This window comes from Pseudochelatococcus lubricantis, assembly GCF_011762225.1.
In the GTDB taxonomy this organism is placed as follows: Bacteria; Pseudomonadota; Alphaproteobacteria; order Rhizobiales; family Beijerinckiaceae; genus Pseudochelatococcus; species Pseudochelatococcus lubricantis.
Window position 1 is genome coordinate 214,224 of record NZ_JAASQI010000003.1, and the last position, 19,940, is coordinate 234,163.

Here is a 19,940-nt window from a genome sequence, read left to right on the forward strand (position 1 = left end):
GGAGATATGCCGATGACCGTTGAATACGATGTTGCCACGCTGCCGACCGGCGCGCCCGAGACCAAGGTGGCGCACGACAGGGCTTCGCATGGCGAGGTTGCCGCCGCCTTCGCGGAGTTCTCGCGCGCCTTCGCCGCCTTCCGCGAGGCCAACGACGCGCGCATCGACGCGCTGGAGACGCGCATGGCCGGCGATCCCGTGATCGAGGACAAGGTCGCGCGCATCGACCGGGCCGTGGACGAGACCAAAGGCAGGCTCGACCGGCTGATGCTGGAGGCGCGCCGGCCCGCGCTCGCAGGGATCGAGGGGCGCGCCGCCGATCCGGTGGTGGAGGAGCACCGGAGTGCGTTCGCCGGCTACATGCGGGGCGGCGAGACGGCTGGACTGAAGGCGCTGGAGCTGAAGGCGGGCGGCGCCCGCGCCCTCTCGGCGGGATCGGGGCCGGACGGCGGCTATCTGACGCCGGCGGCGGTGGAGCGGGACGTGCTGGCGCGCCTCGGCGACATCTCGCCCATGCGAGCGCTCGCCTCCGTGCGGCTTATCTCCGGCGCGGCCTACAAGGGCGCGGTCACGAAGACGGCGGCGGGCGCCGGCTGGGTCGCGGAGACGGGCGCGCGGGCGCAGACCGACACGCCCGTGCTGGCGGAACTCGACTTTCCCGCCCTCGAACTCTACGCGCTGCCCGCCGCGACGCAGACCCTGCTCGACGACGCGGTGGTCAACATCGAGGAATGGCTCGTCTCGGAGGTGGAAACGGCGTTCGCCGAGCAGGAGGGCAGAGCCTTCATCGAAGGCAGCGGCACGGGCCAGCCGAAGGGGGTCGTCAAGTATCCGACTGCCGCCCACGCGGACTGGGAATGGGGCAAGCTCGGCACCACCGTGACGGGCGCATCCGGCGCATTTCCGGCGAGCAACCCGGCCGATATCCTGCTCGATCTCATCTACAGCCTCAAGGCGGGCTACCGGCAGAACGGCGTCTTCCTGATGAACCGGAAAGTGCAGAGCGCCGTGCGCAAGCTGAAGGGCGGCGACGGGCACTACCTGTGGCAGCCGCCAGCCACCGCCGACCAGGCGGCATCGCTGTTCTCTTTCCCCATCGTGGAGGCGGAGCATATGCCGGACATCGGTGCCGACAGCCTCTCCATCGCCTTCGGGGACTTCCGGCGCGGGTATCTCGTCGTGGACCGCGCGGGCGTGCGCGTGCTGCGCGATCCGTATTCCGCCAAGCCCTACGTGCTGTTCTACACCACGAAGCGCGTGGGCGGCGGCGTGCAGGACTTCGACGCCATCAAGCTGCTGAAGTTCGGCACTTCCGCCGCGCCCGCGGCAGGCGGTTAACGCCACTCCGCCGTGCGGCCCCAGCGGTTCAGGGTGCCGTCGATGAAGCCGCGCTGGGGGGCGACGAGCACGCCCTGCGTGTAGAGGCCGCACTGGCTGTTGCCCGCGCCCTTCGCCCAGGTGGAGACGGCGATGACGGCGCCGTCTCCGCGCACGATGGGGCCGCCTGAGTCGCCCTGGCAGACGCCCGCGCCGGGGCGCTTCCCGAGCCCGGACGGATCGGCCGCCCACAGCAGGATCTTGCCCGGTCCGTAGGGCTCGACGGTGACGAGTTCCGCCGCGCGGAAGGTGCCCATCGTTTTCGGGTCGCCCTCCGCCGCCGTGCCCCAGCCCAGCGCGGTGACGGGCGTGCCGGCGCGCGGCAGCTTCGCCGCGCTGAGGGCAGCCGGCGCGAAACGGGCGGGCAGGGGCGCGGGCAGGCGGATGAGGGCGAGGTCTATGGAGCGCTGGCGCGCCTCTATCGCGCCCGCGTTGTAGCCGCCGTGCGTCGCGACCTCGGCGGGCTCCAGCAACACCGGCTCGCCGGAGGGGTCGCGGAAATGGACGCGGATCTCGCGCCCGCCCGCGACGCAATGGCCGGCGGTGAGCACCGCATCCCGCGCCAGCACGATGCCGGAACACACGCCGCCGCCCTTCGACAGCACCATCACGGTGCGCGCCTTCAGCGGGCCGCCGTTCTCCGCGCCGCGGACGATGGCGGCGGCCGGCGTGGCGGCCAGACCAGCAACAAGCGAGGCAACGACCGTTGCCACCGCGACATGCACGCGCGCGTTCACGCGCGCCGATTTCCGAAGGATCATCATGACCCCGCTTCTCCTGACCGGACCGGCAGCCGAGCCGGTGACGCTCGCCGATATCAAGGGTTACCTGCGCCTCGACCATGACGACGAGGACAGGCTCATCACATCGCTTATGACAGCCGCGCGGCTGATGGTCGAGGCCGAAAGCGGCCGTTGCCTCGTCGCGCAGACCTGGCGGCTGGTGCTCGACCGCTGGCCGGCGGCAGGCCCGATCCGGCTGCCGCTTTCGCCCGTCATCAGGCTCGACGGCGCGCGCGTGTTCGATGCGGCGGGCGCCGCGACGGCGGTGCCGGCGACGCATTTCCATGTGGATACGCTCGCCGAACCGCCGCGTCTTATGCCTGCGGCGGCACTGCCGGCGCCGGGACGGCCGTTCTCCGGCATCGAGATCGATGTCACGGCCGGCTACGGAGAGGCCGCCGCCGACGTGCCGATGCCGCTGCGGCAGGCGGTGCGGGCCATCGTGGCGCGCTGGTACGAGCATCGCGGCGACGGCACCGGCGAGGTGCCGGCCATTCCGCCCGAGGCGCTGGCGCTGATCGCGCCCTACCGGCGCGGGAGGCTGTGAGATGGCGGTGCGCGGAATCGGCGAGCGGCGGCGGCATTTCTGGCTGGAGGCGCCGGTGGAGCAAAGCGACGGCGCGGGCGGCGTGGTGCGCCGCTACGCACGCCGCGCCCGCCTGTGGGGAACGCTGGAGGCGGTCGGCGCGTCGTCCGGCGCGGCGCGGGAGGCGGCGGAGCGGCGGGAGATCGCCACGACGTGGCGTATCGTGACCGGCTTTAGGGCCGATATCGACGGCCGCAGCCGGCTGCGGCTCGGCGGCCGTGTGTTCGCGGTGCTGTCCGCCGCCGACCCCGACGGGCGGCGCCGTGGCCTCGTCGTGGTGGCGGAGGAGATCACGCCATGAGCGGGGCGGAAGCGAAAGGGCCGGTGCTGGCGCTGCGCGAGGCCATCGTCACGGCACTGGCGGGGGATGCGGCGCTGACGGCGATGCTCGGCGGCGCGACGATCCGCGACGAGGTCCCGCGCGGCGCGCGCGGTGTGTACGCCGTGTTTTCGGAAACGCGGCTGCGCGACTGGTCGACGGGCAGCGACCAGGGCCACGAGCAGGACGTCGCCATCAGCGTGTGGTCGGTGGAGGGCGGGGCGCGGATGGCGCTGCGCGCGGCGGCGCGGATCGGCGAACTGCTGGACGGAGCGGCGTTGACGCCAGACGGCCACCGGCTGGTGAACCTGCGGGTCACGTCGTCCGAAACGCGGCGCGATACACGCGCCGACCGCTCCCGCGTGGTGCTGCGGCTGCGGGCGGTGACGGAAGTACTCTCAACCCGGAATTGATGGAGGAGCGGATGGGTGCCCAGAAAGGCAAGGACCTGCTGCTGAAGGTCCGCGACGGCGGCGGCGTCTTCGTGACGGTGGCGGGCCTGCGTGCCCGCCAGATCGCGTTCAACGCGGAGGCCGTCGACGTGACGCACGCGGAATCCGTCGGGCGCTGGCGTGAGCTGCTGGCGGGGGCGGGCGTGCGGCGCGCGGCGGTGACGGGCGCCGGCGTGTTCAAGGATGAGGCGTCCGACGCGCTTGTGCGCCAGAGCTTCTTCGACGCGACCATCGCCACCTGGCAGGTGATCGTGCCCGATTTCGGGCGGATCGAGGGGCCGTTTCAGGTGACGAGCCTCGAATACCGCGGCGACCACGCCGGCGAGGTGACGTTCGATCTGGCGCTGGAATCGGCCGGCGCCCTCGTTTTCAACGCATTGTGAGGACGGTCATCGGGAGGACGATTATGGCCAATCGCAGACGGGGCGAGATCGAGGCGGTGCTCGCCGGAGAGCGCCATAAGCTGGTGCTGACGCTGGGCGCGCTCGCGGAGCTGGAGGGCGCCTTCGGCGTCGCGGACCTCGCGGCGCTCGGCCGGCGGCTGGCGGCGGGCGGGCTCTCGGCGCGCGATATCACGCACATCCTGCAGGCGGGACTGCACGGGGCGGGCAGCAGCCTCGACGCCTCCCGCCTGCCGGTGGCGCGGGCACTGCCGGAAATCTTGCGCGCCGTGACGGAGCTGCTCACCGCGACCTTCGGGCAGGAGGAAGCCGCAGGCGGGCCTTCGCACGCCGTTGACGCGGCGCGGCCTTTTCCGTGGGAGGAGGCGATGCGGCTGGGTTTCGGCGTTTTGCGGCTGTCGTCGCGCGCCTTCTGGGGCATGACGCCGCGCGAGCTGGCGGCGGCGTCGGCGGGCATCTATGGGCCGCCGCGCGCGCCGCTTTCCGGCGGGGAGCTTGCGGCGCTGATGCGCGCCTTTCCGGACGACACGGGAGCATGACGATGCCGGCAGGTTTTCATGAAGTGCGCTTTCCGCTCGATGTAACGCCCGGTGGGCGCGGCGGGCCGGAATGGCGCACCGACGTTGTGACGCTCGGCTCCGGCGCGGAGCATCGCAACGCGCGCTGGGTGCAATCGCGCAGGCGCTACGACGCCGGCTACGGCATCAAGACGCTCGATGCGCTGCACGCAGTGCTCGTCTTCTTCGAGGAACGGCGCGGCAGGCTTTTCGGCTTCCGCTGGCACGACCGGATGGATTGCCGCTCGGGAGCGCCCTCGCGGACACCGGCCTTCACCGACCAGCGGATTGGCACCGGCGACGGCGCGGCGCGGACGTTCCAGCTCGTGAAAAGCTACGGGACGGGCTACGCGCCTTATGTGAGGCGGATCGCCAAACCGCTGGCAGGAACGGTCTCCGTCGGCCTCGATGGAGCCGCGCTGCCGGCGGAGGCGTTCGATGTCGACACCGCGACGGGGCGCGTGACACTCGCGCAGGCGCCGCAGGCGGGGGCGGCGGTGACGGCCGGGTTCGCGTTCGACGTACCCGTGCGCTTCGATACCGATGCGCTTGGCATCGATTTCGCGGCGTTCTCGGCCGGCGTCATCCCGGCCATTCCGCTCGTCGAAATCCTGGATTGAAAAGGAGGCGCCATGCGCGCGCTATCGGATGGGCTCTCGTCGCACCTCGGCGAGGGCGTGACCACGCTTTGCCGCTGCTGGAAGCTGCTGCGCCGCGACGGCACGGCCGCGGGTTTCACCGACCACGACCGCGATCTGCATTTCGCGGGTGTGACCTTTCTGGCCCGCTCCGGACTGGAGGCGGCGGAGGCGACGGCGGAGCTGGGCTTCGCCGTTTCGGGCGGCGACGTGGCGGGCGTGCTGGCGGCGGCCAGCATCACGGAGGAGGATCTCGCCGGCGGGCAATATGACGACGCGGGTGTCGAGACGTGGCTCGTGAACTGGGCGGACGTCGCGCAGCGGCTGCTGCTCGACGTCGCGTCCATCGGCGAGATCAGGCGCACCGAGCATGCCTTCACGGCGGAGCTGCGCGGCGCGATGCACCGTTACGATCAGGAGCAGGGCCGGGTCTACCGGGCGGATTGCGCGGCCGATCCCGGCGACAGCCGCTGCAGGGTGGCGCTCGACGCGCCGCATCTGCGCGCGGCGGGAACGGTGGAGACGACGGACGGGCGGCTCGGCTTCTCGGCGGCGGTGCTCGGCGGATACGCGGACGGCTGGTTCACGGGCGGTGTGCTGACGTTTCAGGGCGGCGCGAACGCCGGCGTCACCGCCGGGGTGAAGGCGCACCGGGGCGCGACGCTGCAATTGTGGACGCCGGCGGCGAGGGCAATCGCGGCGGGCGATGCGTTCGCCGTGACGGCTGGCTGCGACAGGAGTTTCGCCACCTGCCGGGCGAAGTTCGGCAACGCGGTGAACTTTCGCGGCTTTCCGCACATGCCCGGCAACGATTTCGTCGTGCGCTACCCGTCGCAGGGCGAGCCGGGGCTCGACGGCGGGAGCCTGTTCCGATGATCGCGCGCGCTGCCATTGTCGCGCAGGCGCGAAGCTGGATCGGCACGCCGTACCTGCATCAGGCGGCGCTGAAGGGCGTGGGCTGCGACTGCCTGGGGCTCGTGCGCGGCGTCTGGACGGCGCTGTACGGCCGCGCGCCGGAAACGCCGCCGCCCTACAGCGCCGACTGGGCGGAGGCGGGCGGCGTTGAGACCCTGCGCGACGCGGCGCTGCGGCACCTCCGGCCGGTGAGCCCGGACGCCATCCGGGCGGGCGACGTGCTGCTGTTCCGCTGGCGCGCGCATGTGCCGGCGAAGCACCTCGCCATCGCCAGCGAGGCGGGGCCGGACGGCGCGCGCATGGTGCATGCGCACGACGGCGCGGCCGTGTGCGAGGTGGCGCTGTCGGGGTGGTGGCGGCGGCACCTCGCCGGCGCCTTCTCGTTTCCCGATTCTCTCGACCAGTGAAGGAGGGCGCGGATGGCGACGCTTGTGTTGCAGGTGGCGGGGGCGGCCGTAGGCGGGCTCGTCGGCGGACCCGTGGGGGCGATTGCCGGGCGGGCGCTCGGCGGACTCGCCGGGGCGATGATCGACAGCACGCTGTTCGCGCAGGGCGGCGGCACGCAATACCGCGAGGGGCCGCGCCTGGCCGACATGGACGGGCTGACCTCGACGGAGGGAGCGCCGGTGCCGCGCGTCTACGGGCGGGCGCGTATCGGCGGGCAGCTCATCTGGGCGACGCGGTTCGAGGAGAACGTCGAGCACGAGGTGACGCGCAGCAGCGCGCGCGGCGGCAAGGGCGGCGGCGCTAAAAGGCAGACGACCGTCACGACCACCTATTCCTACTATGCCAACCTTGCCATCGGCCTGTGCGAGGGCGAGATCGCGCAGGTGCGGCGTGTGTGGGCGGACGGGCAGGAACTCGATCCCGAAATCGCCTTCCGCGTCTACAGGGGCACGGAAGACCAGCAGCCGGACCACCTGATCGTGGCCAAGGAGGGCGAGGCGAATGCGCCCGCCTATCGCGGCCTCGCCTATGTGGTGTTCGAGCGCCTGCCGCTCGCGGAATACGGCAACCGCGTGCCGCAGTTCTCGTTCGAGGTGGTGCGGCCGGCTAACGGGCTCGGGGCGCGGATCAGGGCCGTCGAGGTCATTCCCGGCGCGTCCGAGTTCGCCTACGACACGGCGGCGGTGGTGCGGCTGGGCGCGCCGGGGGTGAGCGTTTCCGAAAACCGGCACCAGCGCGAGCGGGAGGCGGATGTGCTCGCCTCCTTCGATGCGCTCGCGGCCGTCTGCCCCAACCTGGAACGGGTGGCGATCGTCGCGAGCTGGTTCGGCGACGACCTGCGCGCGGGGCATTGCACGATCACGCCGCGAGTCGAGCATGCGGCGAAGGAAACCCACGGCGGCGAATGGTCCGTGGCCGGGTTGACACGGGCGCAGGCGCGGACGGTGAGCAGCGTGGACGGCGCGCCGGCCTATGGCGGCACGCCTTCCGACGCCTCGGTGAGGGCGATCATCGCGGAGGCGAAGGCGCGCGGCTGGGCGGTGACGCTCTATCCCTTCGTCATGATGGACGTGCCGCCCGGCAATGCCCTCCCCGATCCGTACACGGGCGCGGCCGGACAGCCGCCCTATCCCTGGCGAGGGCGCATCACCTGCGATCCCGCGCCCGACCGCGCCGGCACGGTTGACGGCACCGCGGAAGCGGCGGCGCAGGTGAAGCGGGTCTTCGGCGCGGCGGACGGCCCGGGCCTGCGGCGGCTGGTGCGCCATTACGCAACGCTCGCGGCGGAGGCCGGCGGCGTGGATGCCTTCGTCATCGGCTCGGAACTCGTGGGGCTGACGCGCGTATGCGCGGCGCCCGGCGTCTATCCGGCCGTCGCGGAACTCGTGGCGCTCGCGGCGGAGGCGCGCGCCATCCTCGGTGCGGGCACCGCCATCACCTACGCGGCGGACTGGACGGAATACGGCGCGCATGTGCGCGACGGCGGGCGGGAAGTGCGCTTCCCGCTCGATCCGCTGTGGGCGGACGCGAACATCGACGCGGTGGGCATCGACTTCTACGCGCCGCTCTCGGATTGGCGCGACGGCACAGGCCATGCCGACGCGCGGGAAGCGGAGTCCGTCCACGATCTCGACTACCTCCGGCGCCGGGTGACGGCGGGCGAGGGCTTCGATTGGTATTACGCCAACGCCGCCGGGCGGGCGGCGCAGCAGCGCCTGCCTATCACGGATGGCGCTCATGGCAAGCCGTGGATATTCCGCCAGAAGGACATCGCCGGCTGGTGGGGCAATGCGCACGTGGAGCGCGTCGACGGCGTCGAAACGGGCGCGACCGCATGGGTGCCGTGCGGCAAGCACGTGTGGCTGACCGAGATCGGCATTCCGGCGGTCGACCGCGGCACCAACGGGCCGAACGTGTTTCCCGATCCGAAATCCTCGGAATCGGCCTATCCGCCGTTCTCGCGCGGCACGCGCGACGACCTGATCCAGAACCGGGGGCTGACGGCGCTGCTCGATGCCTACGGCTCCGGCGGGACGGCGGCCAATCCGCTCTCGCCGCGCGACGGGTTGCCGATGGTGCCGGCTGACCGCGTGTATGTATGGACGTGGGACGCGCGGCCCTATCCGGCCTTTCCGGCGCTGACCGACGTGTGGCGCGACGGCGGCAACTGGGAGACGGGGCACTGGCTTACCGGGCGGCTCGACGGGCTGACGCTGGACGGCCTCGTCGCGGCGGTGATCGCCGACTGGGGCCTGTCGGCCGCCGACGTCATGCTCGACGGGGAACTCGACGGCTATGTCGTCGACCGGCCCATGTCGGCCAGGCAGGTGCTGGAGCCGCTGGCGAGCGCCTTCGGCTTCCATGCCGTGGCGAGCGGCGGGGCGGTGCGCTTCCGCGCCAACGCGGGGCCTGCCGCCGTCGCGCTGGCGGCGAGCGAGATCGTGCCGGACGGGGAGGGCGCGGGCATCACGCTGCGGCGGGCGCAGGAAACGGATCTGCCAGGCGAGATCAGGCTCGGCTACACGGACGGCGACCGCGACTATCGCCGCTCCGCTGCCGTCTCGCGCCGTGTCGCGACGGGCAGCCGGCGCTCGGAAGGGCGGGAGCTGGCGGCGGTGCTGCGGGCAGGGCTGGCGCAGCATCTGGCCGATACGGGATTGCAGGCGCTGTGGGTGGGGCGCGAGACGGCCGCCTTCGCGCTTTCCACGCGGCAGGTAAGGCTGGAGCCCGGCGATGTCATCGCGCTGCCGGTCGGCGGGGAGACGCGGCCGTTCCGCGTTTCCCGCATCACGGACGGGGCGGTGCGGCAGGTGGAGGCGCATGCCGTGGAGCCTTCGCTGCAGCGGGACGCCGTGCCGACGCTGCCGCGCCCGCTGCCCGCCGTTCCGCAACTGCCGGGGCCGCCCGCCGTCACCGTGCTCGACCTGCCGCTCGCGACCGGTGAGCCCGCGCCGCTGCAGGCGATGGCGGTGTTCGCCGATCCGTGGCCGGGGCGCGAGGCGATCTGGCGCGCGGGCGATGGCGGCGGCTTCGCGCTGCATGCCGTCGCGGAGCTGCGCGCCATCGCGGGCGAGACGCTGACGCCGCTCGGGCCGGGGCCGCTCTGGCGATGGGATATGGGCAACAGCGTCGACGTGCGGCTGCGCGGCGGACTGCTCACCAGCCTCGACGACGCGGCCGCGCTGGCGGGCGGCAACGCTGTCGCCGTGCAGGGCGCGGATGGGCGCTGGGAAATTCTCTGCGCGGCGCGCGCGGAACTGGTGGCGGCGAATACGGTGCGGCTGTCGCGGCTGCTGCGGGGGCTGGGCGGCTCCGAAGCGGAGGCGGCGCGCACCGTGGCGGGCGGGGCGGCGGTCGTCGTGCTCGATTCCGCGCTGGTGCCGCTGACGACGGATGCGGGCGAGATCGGGCGGCCGTGGCGCTATCGCGTCGGGCCGGCTTCCGGCGATCATGCAGGGCCGATGGTCGTGGAAGTCACGGCCGCCGCGACGGCGCAGGCGCTGAAGCCGCTGGCGCCGGTGCATCTTTCCGCCCGCCGCACGGCGGACGGGATCGCCATCGGTTTCATCCGCCGCGCGCGGACAGGCGGAGACAGCTGGGAACTCGCGGAGGTGCCGCTGGCGGAGGCGATCGAAGCCTACGAGATCGACATTCTCGCCGGCGACACCGTGAAACGCACGCTCTTCGCCACGGCGTCGCCGGCGCTCTATCCGGCGGCGCAGGAACTCGCGGATTTCGGCTCCGCGCAGGGCGCGATCGGCGTCGCGGCGTTCCAGCTCGGCGCGACGGTCGGGCGTGGCTTTGCGGCGCGGGCCACGTTGAAGGTTCTCTGAAAGGATATCCCACCATGAGCGAGACGACGAAACTGCGGCTGCCGCTGTTGGCGGCGGCGCAGGCGCAGAAACACGTCACCCACAACGAGGCGTTGCTGAAGCTCGACGCGCTGCTGCATCTGGAGGTCATCGACCGGGATCTCGCCGCACCGCCTCCCGGCCCCGCCGACGGCGACCGCTATATCGTGGCGGCCGGCGCGTCGGGTGCATGGGCGGGCGAGGACGGCCATGTCGCCGTGTGGCAGGACGGCGTCTGGCGCTTCCACGTGCCGCAAACCGGCTGGCGGGCGTACGTGCGCGACGAGGGGGCGCTCTGCGTCAAGGCCGACGCCGGCTGGTTGGCGCTCGGCGCGGGCGGAGGGGCGTTGCAGAACCTGACGCTGTTCGGGCTCGGCACGCAGGCGGACGCCGAGAACCCGTTCGCGGCGAAGATCGGCAAGGCGTTGTGGACGGCGAAGACAGTGGCCGAGGGAGGCACCGGCGACCTGCGCTACACATTCAACAAGGAATCGGCCGCGAACGTGCTCTCGCTGCTCTTCCAGCGCAACTGGTCGGGCCGGGCGGAGATGGGGCTGATCGGCAGCGACGACCTGCAGGTCAAGGTCTCGGCGGACGGCGCGACATGGCGCGAGGCGCTGCGCATCGACCGCGCGACGGGGCGGGTGACGTTCTCGCAAGGCATCGCGCCGCGCGCGTGGGTGACGCTGACGGACGCCGCGACCGTCGCCATCGACGCGGCGGCCGGCGACAAATTCCGCCTGACGACGAGCGGCACGCGGACGCTGGGAAAACCGACCAATCTCACGGACGGCGTGCGCTTCCTGCTGCGCGTCATCAACAGCGCGGCGACGACGCTGACGCTGAACGCGGCCTATGCGCCGCTCTCCGGCAGCGTGCCCGCGCTGCGCACCGGAGCGGGGCAGGGCAACACCTTCGACTGCGTCTACGACGCGGCCGCCGACAAGATTTTCTATGCCTGGTACTGACGGACGGGAGACTGCCTTGAGCTGTGCGAAGGGGCGCGTTCCGCGCCACGATTTCCACCTGCGGCGCGGCGACAGCGCCACCATCGTCCTGCGTTTCAGGACGCTGTCGCAGACGGGCGCGACGCGCCTGCTCGACCTTGCCGAAAGCGACATCACACTCGCCGTGGAGTGGCCCGGCGGCGGGCTGGTGCGCCGTTCCGGCAACGGAGGGCTTGCCGTCGACGCGCGTGCCGGCACGGTCGCCTGGCGGCCGGAGCCCGGCGAGACGCGCGCCATTCCCGAAGGGCGCGTCGCCACCTACCGGCTCCTGCGCGAGCTGGTGGACGGCGAACGGCGCACGCTGCTGACGGGCTTCGTCATCGGTGCCGGAACCACGGGCGAAGGAGGAGATGCTGACGATGTGTGACAACGACTGCGCGACGGTGGTCGAAATCCTGATCCCCGGCCCTCAGGGACCGGGCGGTGTGGGCAACAGCGGCATCGGCGGCTATTCCGTCGCCGTCGAGAACGCCGCGGAAGGCCATATCCTCGTCTTCGACGGGGAGGTGTGGGAAAACCGCCCGCAGCCGGCGGGACAGGGCGACATGAAAAAGGCCGTCTACGACGCGGACGGCGACGGCAAGGTCGACGTGGCCGCCGTCGCGGACGCGGTGGCGTGGGCTGGCATCGCGGACGTGCCGCAGAGCTTTCCACCTGCTGCGCACGCGCACGACACGGCGCAGGTGACGGGTCTCGACGCAGCGCTGGCCGCGAAAGCGCCGCTCGACTCGCCGACCTTCACCGGCGTGCCGACCGCGCCGACGGCGGAGCCGGGCGCGAACGGCGGGCAACTCGCGACAACGGCGTTCGTGGCGGCGTCCATCGGCGCATTCGAACCGGCGGTGACGTGGGACGCGATCGCCGGCCGGCCGGAAGCCTATCCGCCCGCCACGCACGGCCACGGCATGGCGGAAATCGCCGGCCTCGGCGAGGCACTCGCACAAGCGGGCAGGATCGCCGGGCCGGAGACGACGCTCGCGGGCGCGCTCGCCTACTTCGACGACACCACCGGCGCGCTGCTATCATCCGGAGACGACACGATGACGAGCCTGACCACCGCACTGGAGGCGATTGCCGGGGCGATCGCCGAGCATCCGGGCACGACCCCTTCCGCGCCGACGTGGGAGATGCTGACCGGAAAGCCCGCCGCATTTCCGCCCGCGGAGCACCTGCATCCGTTGTCGGACGTGACGGGTCTCGACGCGGCACTGGGCGGAAAGGCGGACGCTTCGGCGCTGCCCACGCCCGCGAGCGTCGGCACGCTGCTGGCCGGCGCAGACGACGCAGCCTTCGCCACGGGAAAGGGAATTGCGGACGCCAACGCGCCCGTGGCGCTCGATGCCACCGGTGAGACGGTCGCCATCGATCTGGCGGCGGGTCTCAATTTCACGCTCGCGCTGCCGGACAGCCGCACCGTCGCCAACCCCGCCAACGCGCGGCCGGGGCAATCTGGCAGCATCTGGGTAACGCGCACAGCCGCAGGCGCGGTGCCGTCGTTCGGCGCTCACTGGCGGCCGGCCGGGGGCAGCAGCGCATTCAGCGCGGACACGAATGCGGCCGACCTCGTGACATTTCTCGTCATCGCGCCGGGCGTCGTGGCCTACACGGTGCTCGGCGGCTTCGCGGCGTAGGAGGGGAACATGATGCTGGGCCTGCATCCCATGTTGATGGGAGAGATGGCAAAGCCGGAGCCGCCGGGCGTGTGGAAGGCGTATGCCTCGGCGTCGCCGCGCACGATCCGCTCCGTCATCCACGTCAACGGACTGTTCGTGGCGGTGGGGGACGGCGACACGATCCAGACGAGCACTGACGGCGCCAACTGGACGCTGCGCAGCAGCGGCACCGCCGGCGACCTGCGCAGCGTGACCCATGGCAAGGGCCAGTTCGTGGCCGTGGGCGACAAGTGCCAGATATACACCAGCCCGGACGGCATCGGCTGGGCGTCGCACGGGACGCCGGAAGAGGCCGCCGGCGGCATGTGGAGCGTCGCCTACGGCAATGGCCTGTTCGTGGCCGGCGGCGACGGCGGCACGATGTATACGAGCTGGGACGGCGTGTACTGGGCGGCCCGCGCCGGCCACTACGCCGCCAACGCCTACGCGCTGATCTATACCGATTATACCGGCAGCCTGTTCGTGGCCGGATGCGGCGGCGGGCGGTTCCAGACGAGTACCGACGGCATCTTCTGGATGCCCGGCGACGACTTCGGCGTCAGCGCGGTGCGCGCCATGGCCTATGTCGGCGGCGTGTTCGTGGCCGTGGGCGACAGTGGCGTCACGCAAACGGGCACTAATGGCAAGAAGTGGACGCGCCGGTCCGGCGCCCACACGAGCGACATCCACGCGCTCGCCCACGGCGGCGGCCTGTTCGTCGCGGGCGGAGACAGCGGCGCGCTCCAGCGGAGCGCGGACGGAATCACCTGGCAGGCGGACGCCGGGGCGCAAACGGGCGATATCCGGAGCCTCGTCTACGCCGGCGGCCAGTTCGTCGCCGGCGGGCAGGGCGGCCAGATCCAGAAAATGAGATGGCCGTAGCGCATTTTTGCTTGAAAACGCTTTAACGCCGGGAACCGGATGCAATGCCGCCATCCGGGGCGGCTTTTTTGTGGCTGAACTTCTTCATCAAACGAACATGGAGGCCAGCATGGACCGCAAGGTAACGGACCTCGTCATCGACCGCATCAGGCAATGGGAGGGGCTGCGGCTGACCGCCTATCGCGACGCGGGCGGTGTGTGGACCATAGGCTACGGCCACACGGGCGCGGAGGCGCGCGCCGGCCGGACCATCACGCGCGAGCAGGCGGAAGCGCTGCTGCGGCGCGATCTCGCCCGCTTCGAGGCGGCGGTGGAAAAGGCCGTCGGCGTGCCGCTGTCCGACAACCAGTTCGGCGCGCTGGTGTCGTTCGCGTTCAACGTGGGGGAAGCGGCCTTTGCCGGCTCGACGCTGGTGAAGCTGCTCAACGGCGGCGACTACAACAGTGTGCCCGCGCAGCTCGCCCGCTGGGTCCACGCCGGCGGGCGACGGGTGCAGGGGCTGGTCAACCGCCGGGCGGCGGAGGCGGGCCTGTGGGCCGCGGGCGCGTTCGTGTCGTCCGCGCCGGTGGCGGCTTCCGTGCCGCCGCAGGGGTTGCTGACGGCGGAATCCGCCACGGCGACGGCAGGCGTGCTCTCGGCCGTCGCCACGGCGGCGAGCACGCCGGGACCGCTGCAATGGCTGTTCATGGCGATCCTCGTCGCTTCCTACGGCTTCAGCGCACTGTCGTGGTGGTCGCGCCGCCGGGAGCAGGCACGGTGATCAGCCCTCCTCTCGCAGCGCCCGGCGCAGGACCTTGCCGACGTTGCTCCGGGGCAGGGCATCGCGGAAGACGATGGAGCGCGGCGTCTTGTAGGCGGTGAGGAACTGCCTGCAATACTTGACGATATCCTCCTCCGTCAGGTTCGGGTCCTTGCGCACCACAAAGGCCCGGACCGCCTCGCCGGTCGCCTTGTCCGGCACGCCGACGACGGCGACTTCCGAAACGCCGGGATGGCCCGCGACGACGTCCTCGATCTCCGCCGGGTAGACATTGAAGCCGGAAACCAGGATCATGTCCTTCTTGCGGTCGACCAGCACGACGCGGCCGTTGTCCGTGAGGCGGGCGATGTCACCGGTCTTCAGCCAGCCGTCGGCGGTGAGGGCGCGGTCGGTCTCCTCCGGCGCGTTCCAGTAGCCGCGCATGATGTTGGGGCCGCGCACCCACAGCTCGCCTTCCTTTCCCGGCGCGACCTCCTCGCCCAGATCGTCGCGCAGGCTGATCTCCATGGAGGGCAGCGGCAGGCCGACGCTGCCGTCGAATTCGTGGCCGTCGACCACCGGGCTGAAGGTGACGACGGGCGACGTCTCGGTGAGGCCGTAGCCTTCGATGATGGGCACGCCCGTGCGCTCGCGCCAGCGCCGCGCCACGGCTTCCTGCGTCGAGGCGCCGCCGGCGATGGCATAGCGCAGGCCGCTGAAGTCGATCCGGCCGAAATCCGGGTGGTTCAGCATGGCGTTGTAGAGCGTGTTGATGCCCATGATCGCCCTGAACTTCAGCCTGGCGATGGTTCGGATGAAGCCCTTGATGTCACGCGGGTTGGCGATCAGCACCGACGTCATGCCGTAGGACATGAACAGCAGCAGCATGTTGAGCGCGAAGATATGGTAGAGCGGCAGCGGCACGATGACGCTGCCGCCGCCCGTGAGGCAGGCGAGGGCGCGAACCTGCTCGACATTGGCGACGAGGTTGCGGTGGGTGAGCATCGCCCCCTTCGCCCGCCCGGTGGTGCCGCCCGTGTACTGCAGGAACGCCAGATCGTCGCCAAGGATGCGCGGCCTGCACGGCGGCTGCTTGCGGCCGATCGCCAGCGCCTCGCGCAGGGACCGCGCGCCGGGCAGGTCGTAAGGCGGGACGGCCTTGCGGAACTTCAGGACCAGTTCCACGAGCCAGCGGCGCGGCAGGGGCAGCAGATCACCGATGCCGGTGACGATGACCGTGCCGACGGGCGTCTGTGCGCGGACTTCCGCCAGCGTGGCGGCGGCGAGGCTGCTGACGACGATGACCTCCGCGCCGCTGTCGACGAGCTGCGACTTCAGCTCGCGCGCCGTGTAGAGGGGATTGACGTTCGTGACCACGAGGCCGGCCTTCAGGATGCCCAGAAGCGCCACCGGATATTGCAGCAGGTTCGGCATCATCAGCGCCACGCGGGTGCCGGCGCGCAGGCCGAGGCCGTTTTGGAGATAGCTGGCGAAGTCGTCGGAGAGGCGGTCCAGCGCGCCGTAGGTCATCGGTGCGCCGAAACTCGACAGAGCGACGCGGTCGCGGTAGCGTCCGGCGGCTTCCGCGAACATTGCCGGGATGGACGGAAAGCGGTCGGGATCTATGGTCTCCGGCGCGTTCGGCGGGTAGTGATCCAGCCAGATCGGTTTCATGGCTTCCCCCAGATAGCCTGATATTGGACAGATGCCTTGCGGCCCGGGGCGCGTGCCGGGCCGGGGCGTCGCTTCTAGCGGAACACCGCCAGCGGCTGTTCAGGGTCGTCCCAGCGGTAGCGCATGCCGACGGAGACGATGTCGGCCGAGGGCTTGAGGTCCGCCACGAAGGGCAGGCCCACGTAGTCCGGATGGCCGGGCACGATGCGCACCGGCGCGGGCTTCACGAAGAGATGCGCGTAGGAAACATCGAACGACAGCTTGTCGTTCCACCGGTAGGAGGCGCCGAGCGACGTCCACAGCCGGTCGGCATCCGGGATGCGCACGTTGCGCACCGCGTCCGAAATCGGCGACAGCTCGTAGCCCAGGCCGCCGCGCAGGGTCAGCCTGTCATCGACCTTGTACTCCGCGCCGAGGCTGAAGAACCAGCCGTCGTCGTACTGGAACTTCAGCGCCGTGGCGGGGGTGCCGGTGACCTTGTTGACGACCGCGACGCGGTTCAGCCGGCTCCAGTTGGTCCACTCCACGCCGGCGAGCAGCGTCCAGCGTTCGTCGATGCGCTGCGACAGGCCGAGCGTCAGCACCTCCGGCAGGTTCACCTTGGCGCGCACCGGGACGGAGACGCCGGGACGGGGCAGCAGCGAACCGTCCAGCTCGTGATGGATGGAGGAACGGAAGCCGAGGCCGATCACCGTGCCCTCGGCGGGCGTGAGCGTCGCGCCCAGCACATAGCCGACACCGGTGTGATCGCCCTCCAGCGAGACGTTGGGCGCGCCGAAGCCGATGCCGGAAGCCTGCCGCAGGGTGACGTCGAGATACTGGACCTGGATGCCCGCGCCCAGCGACAGCCAGTCGTTGACCTTGTAGGCAATGATCGGCGTGGCGTTGAGGGAGAACACCTTCGACGTGCGGCCGTAGACCTGGCCGGCCCAGTCCTGATTCGGTTTGGTGACGAAGCCGAAGGGCGTGTTGGTGGTGAGGCCGAGCCAGAACCGGTCGTTCAGCTGGATGGCGGCGGTGCTCGCGGGCAGCACGCCTGCCTGGCTGATGTTGCCGGAATCCCGCGGCACGCCGCCGGCTGCCCTGACGGTGCCGAGCGTGTAGAGATCGGGCTTGATGGTGGACCGCGGCGCGACAAGCGTGACGCTGCTCTCAAAGGTGAGGCCCGGGTTCATGGTGATCGTCGCCGGGTTCCAGAAGGCCGACGACAGGCCGCCCGAGCCCGCGCTGACGCCCGCGAACGACAGGCCGAGCCCACGGGCGCTCTGCTCGCGCAGTGCGAAGGAGCCTGCGATAGCCGGCAAACAAAATCCTGTAAAGGAGAAGGAAACGGCCAGCATGCATGCCAGCCGCGAGGGCTTGTTCATATGGTCCTCCCTATATGTTTTTTTGGCGTCCGCCTTGTCGGCGGCTCTTGTTGGTGGCGATACGGCGGGTGGGCCGTATCGCTTCTTGCCCCGTGGGCGTGCGGTCAGTCTTCTCCCTGCAGCAGGCCGGCGAGCTTGAGGGCGACGCCCTGCGACCCTTCGACCTTCAGGCGGCCCGTGGAATAGGCGACCAGGGGGTTGAGCTTGCCGTCCATCAGCTTCTGCAGGTTGGCGGAGGACAGCCGCACGGTGGTGTCGGCCTCTTCGCCGCCCGCCTCGACGCTGATGCCGTCCTCGCCGTCGGCGATGGTGATGGTGTCGTCGTTGTCCGTCAGCGCCACCACGACGCGGTAACCGATCCGCGCCACGTTGCCGACGCGCGCGCGGATCGCATCGATGAGTTCTTCCGTCGCGACCATGCGGATTCTCCTTCTGTCACAGCGCGCTCCGGTCTGGTCTATGGGGACGCGCCAAAATCAAAGAACTAGAACCGGTCCTCGCCCAGCGCCATCGTCGACGCCTTGCCGCTTCTGATTGCCGACCACAAGGCACCGGTCTGCGGCAGCAGGCGTTCCATGTAGAAGCGGGCGGTCACCAGCTTCGCTTCATAGAACGCGGCATCGGCGCCGGCGGTTTCACGTTTCCCGACGGCGATCTTCGCCATGCGCGCCCACATGTAGCCCAGCGCCACGAGGCCGAAGAGGCGAAGGTAGTCGGTGGCGGCGGCGCCGGCCTCCTCGGGATCGCGCAGGCCGTTCGCGGCGATGTGGGCGGTGGCCTGCTGGAGAGTGCCGAATGATTTGGCGAGCGGGCCGATGAAGTCGGCAAGCGCCTCGTCCTCCAGATTGGCGTCGATGAAGGCGAGCACGGGATGGAAGAAGCTGCGCAGCGGCCGGCCGAAGTTGGACGACATCTTGCGGCCGACGAGATCGAGCGCCTGCACGCCGTTGGTGCCCTCGTAGATCTGGGCGATGCGGGCATCGCGGACGTATTGCTCGACGCCGTGCTCGCGGATGTAGCCGTGGCCGCCGTAGGTCTGCACCGCGAGGTTCGCCACCTCGAAGCCGAGGTCCGTGAACAGCGCCTTGACGATGGGCGTCATCAGCGCCACGCGGTCCTCCGCCGCCGTGCGGATCTGCTGGTCCGGCGACAGCTCATGCTCGTCCAGCGCACGCGCCACCCAGCCGCAGAGCGCGCGGCAGCCCTCGGTATAGGCGCGGGCCGTCATCAGCATGCGGCGCACGTCGGGATGGACGATAATGGGATCGGCGGGCCTGTCGGGGTACTTCGCACCCGCCAGCGAGCGGCCCTGCAGACGCTCCCGCGCGTAGGCGACGGCTGCTTGATAGGCAGCCTCCGCCACGCCGAGTCCCTGCGTGCCGACCGAGACGCGCTCGCTGTTCATCATGGTGAACATGGCGCGCATGCCCTTGTGCGGCTCGCCGATGAGCCAGCCTTTTGCGGCGTCGAAGTTGATCTGGCAGGTGGCGGACGCCTTGATGCCCATCTTGTGCTCGATGCCGGAGCAGCTCACGCCGTTGCGCGGGCCGGGGTTGCCGTCGGCATCCTGCAGGAATTTCGGCACCAGAAAGAGGCTGATGCCCTTGATGCCCTTCGGCGCGTCGGGAAGCCTCGCCAGCACGAGGTGGACGATGTTTTCCGTGAGGTCGTGCTCGCCGGCCGAGATGAAGATCTTCGAGCCGGTGATGCTGTAGCTGCCGTCGCCCTGCGGTATGGCGCGGGTGCGCAGCAGGCCGAGGTCGGTGCCGCAATGCGGCTCGGTGAGGCACATCGTGCCGCTCCAGCGGCCCTCGACCATCTTCGGCAGCCAGGCGTCCTTCAGCTCTTGCGATCCGTGCGACCTCAACGCCAGATAGGCGCCATGCGTGAGGCCCGGATAAAGACCGAACGACAGGTTCGACGAGCAGATCATTTCCTCGACGAGCTTGTAGACGCTCGCGGGCAGTCCCTGTCCGCCATAGGCCGGGTCGCTCGCCGCGGCATTCCAGCCGGCCTCGCGGAAGGCGTCGTAGGCCTGCCGGAAGCCCTGGGGCGTGCGCACCACGCCGTTCTCGTAATGGCAGCCTTCCAGATCGCCGCTGGCGTTGAGCGGCAGCAGAACGGTTTCGGTGAAGTTCGCCGCCTGCTCCAGCACATCGTCGATGAGATCGGCGGACAGCTCGCCCTGTCCCTCAAGCGCTGTCAGCTCCGCGCTGCCGTGCAGCTCGTGCAGCACGAAGCGCATGTCCCGCAAGGGAGCCTTGTAAACCTGCATTGTCTCCTCCCCGTTGAAG

Annotated in this window: 20 protein-coding genes; 15 read left to right on the forward strand and 5 right to left on the reverse strand. The window is 70.8% G+C overall.

All coding sequences use genetic code 11. From position 1 onward, the window contains the following. The first annotated feature begins 12 nt into the window (after positions 1 to 12). Positions 13 to 1,338, forward strand: coding sequence for a phage major capsid protein (locus FHS82_RS07880; protein ID WP_166950661.1), 1,326 nt, complete (start codon positions 13 to 15; stop codon positions 1,336 to 1,338). On the opposite strand, the gene FHS82_RS07885 is transcribed toward FHS82_RS07880, so the two are convergent. Continuing rightward, positions 1,335 to 2,141 carry a S1 family peptidase gene (locus FHS82_RS07885; protein WP_377700215.1) on the reverse strand — a complete coding sequence of 269 codons (807 nt, stop codon included), beginning with the start codon at positions 2,139 to 2,141 and terminating at the stop codon, positions 1,335 to 1,337. The two genes, FHS82_RS07880 and FHS82_RS07885, sit on opposite strands and share 4 nt — an antisense overlap. On the opposite strand from FHS82_RS07885, the gene FHS82_RS07890 reads away from it, so the two are divergent. The 14 genes from FHS82_RS07890 (at position 2,140) to FHS82_RS07960 (ending at position 14,626) form a co-directional block, all read left to right on the forward strand. Further along, positions 2,140 to 2,706: a head-tail connector protein gene (locus FHS82_RS07890; RefSeq protein ID WP_166950663.1), complete on the forward strand. Its 567-nt coding sequence runs from the start codon at positions 2,140 to 2,142 to the stop codon at positions 2,704 to 2,706. The genes FHS82_RS07885 and FHS82_RS07890 overlap by 2 nt on opposite strands. A gap of 1 nt (position 2,707) precedes the next feature. Then, positions 2,708 to 3,046, forward strand: a complete 339-nt coding sequence (locus FHS82_RS07895) for a head-tail adaptor protein (protein ID WP_166950665.1) — start codon at positions 2,708 to 2,710, stop codon at positions 3,044 to 3,046. After that, complete coding sequence (locus FHS82_RS07900) at positions 3,043 to 3,477, forward strand: DUF3168 domain-containing protein (RefSeq protein ID WP_166950667.1); 435 nt, start codon at positions 3,043 to 3,045, stop codon at positions 3,475 to 3,477. Before FHS82_RS07895 ends, FHS82_RS07900 begins: the two co-directional genes overlap by 4 nt. A gap of 11 nt (positions 3,478 to 3,488) precedes the next feature. After that, entirely contained in the window at positions 3,489 to 3,899 is a 411-nt protein-coding gene (locus tag FHS82_RS07905; RefSeq protein ID WP_166950669.1) for a phage major tail protein, TP901-1 family, read from the forward strand. A 23-nt stretch (positions 3,900 to 3,922) separates the two neighbouring features. Next, on the forward strand, positions 3,923 to 4,456 hold the full coding sequence (locus FHS82_RS21425; RefSeq protein ID WP_208394145.1) for a rcc01693 family protein: 534 nt from the start codon (positions 3,923 to 3,925) through the stop codon (positions 4,454 to 4,456). A gap of 2 nt (positions 4,457 to 4,458) precedes the next feature. Next, the gene (locus FHS82_RS07920; protein ID WP_166950671.1) at positions 4,459 to 5,094 is read left to right on the forward strand and encodes a DUF2460 domain-containing protein; all 636 of its coding nucleotides are present in this window, start codon (positions 4,459 to 4,461) and stop codon (positions 5,092 to 5,094) included. 12 nt (positions 5,095 to 5,106) lie between these two features. Next, on the forward strand, positions 5,107 to 5,988 hold the full coding sequence (locus FHS82_RS07925; protein WP_166950673.1) for a DUF2163 domain-containing protein: 882 nt from the start codon (positions 5,107 to 5,109) through the stop codon (positions 5,986 to 5,988). After that, positions 5,985 to 6,434, forward strand: a complete 450-nt coding sequence (locus FHS82_RS07930; protein ID WP_166950675.1) for a C40 family peptidase — start codon at positions 5,985 to 5,987, stop codon at positions 6,432 to 6,434. Before FHS82_RS07925 ends, FHS82_RS07930 begins: the two co-directional genes overlap by 4 nt. A 12-nt stretch (positions 6,435 to 6,446) precedes the next feature. Continuing rightward, positions 6,447 to 10,307 carry a baseplate multidomain protein megatron gene (locus FHS82_RS07935; protein ID WP_166950677.1) on the forward strand — a complete coding sequence of 1,287 codons (3,861 nt, stop codon included), beginning with the start codon at positions 6,447 to 6,449 and terminating at the stop codon, positions 10,305 to 10,307. Positions 10,308 to 10,321: 14 nt separating this feature from the next. Next, a complete protein-coding gene (locus tag FHS82_RS07940; RefSeq protein WP_166950679.1) occupies positions 10,322 to 11,293 on the forward strand; it encodes a DUF2793 domain-containing protein in 972 nt (323 codons plus the stop codon). A 16-nt stretch (positions 11,294 to 11,309) separates the two neighbouring features. Beyond that, positions 11,310 to 11,699, forward strand: coding sequence for a hypothetical protein (locus tag FHS82_RS07945; protein WP_166950681.1), 390 nt, complete (start codon positions 11,310 to 11,312; stop codon positions 11,697 to 11,699). Further along, positions 11,692 to 12,963 carry a hypothetical protein gene (locus FHS82_RS07950; protein ID WP_166950683.1) on the forward strand — a complete coding sequence of 424 codons (1,272 nt, stop codon included), beginning with the start codon at positions 11,692 to 11,694 and terminating at the stop codon, positions 12,961 to 12,963. The genes FHS82_RS07945 and FHS82_RS07950 overlap by 8 nt, the downstream gene beginning before the upstream one ends. Positions 12,964 to 12,972: 9 nt before the next feature. Then, positions 12,973 to 13,866 carry a hypothetical protein gene (locus tag FHS82_RS07955; protein ID WP_166950685.1) on the forward strand — a complete coding sequence of 298 codons (894 nt, stop codon included), beginning with the start codon at positions 12,973 to 12,975 and terminating at the stop codon, positions 13,864 to 13,866. 109 nt (positions 13,867 to 13,975) lie between these two features. Then, positions 13,976 to 14,626 carry a lysozyme gene (locus FHS82_RS07960; protein ID WP_166950687.1) on the forward strand — a complete coding sequence of 217 codons (651 nt, stop codon included), beginning with the start codon at positions 13,976 to 13,978 and terminating at the stop codon, positions 14,624 to 14,626. Here FHS82_RS07960 and FHS82_RS07965 read toward each other — a convergent pair whose 3' ends face one another. The 4 genes from FHS82_RS07965 to FHS82_RS07980 all read right to left on the reverse strand — a co-directional run bounded on the left by FHS82_RS07965 (position 14,627) and on the right by FHS82_RS07980 (position 19,921). Further along, a complete protein-coding gene (locus FHS82_RS07965) occupies positions 14,627 to 16,279 on the reverse strand; it encodes an AMP-binding protein (protein WP_166950689.1) in 1,653 nt (550 codons plus the stop codon). It lies immediately after the preceding gene. A 74-nt stretch (positions 16,280 to 16,353) separates the two neighbouring features. Then, positions 16,354 to 17,646 carry an OmpP1/FadL family transporter gene (locus FHS82_RS07970; protein ID WP_246225186.1) on the reverse strand — a complete coding sequence of 431 codons (1,293 nt, stop codon included), beginning with the start codon at positions 17,644 to 17,646 and terminating at the stop codon, positions 16,354 to 16,356. A gap of 104 nt (positions 17,647 to 17,750) precedes the next feature. Beyond that, a complete protein-coding gene (locus tag FHS82_RS07975; RefSeq protein ID WP_166950691.1) occupies positions 17,751 to 18,065 on the reverse strand; it encodes an SCP2 sterol-binding domain-containing protein in 315 nt (104 codons plus the stop codon). Positions 18,066 to 18,130: 65 nt separating this feature from the next. Further along, positions 18,131 to 19,921 carry an acyl-CoA dehydrogenase C-terminal domain-containing protein gene (locus FHS82_RS07980; RefSeq protein WP_166950693.1) on the reverse strand — a complete coding sequence of 597 codons (1,791 nt, stop codon included), beginning with the start codon at positions 19,919 to 19,921 and terminating at the stop codon, positions 18,131 to 18,133. Between the last annotated feature and the right edge of the window lie 19 nt (positions 19,922 to 19,940).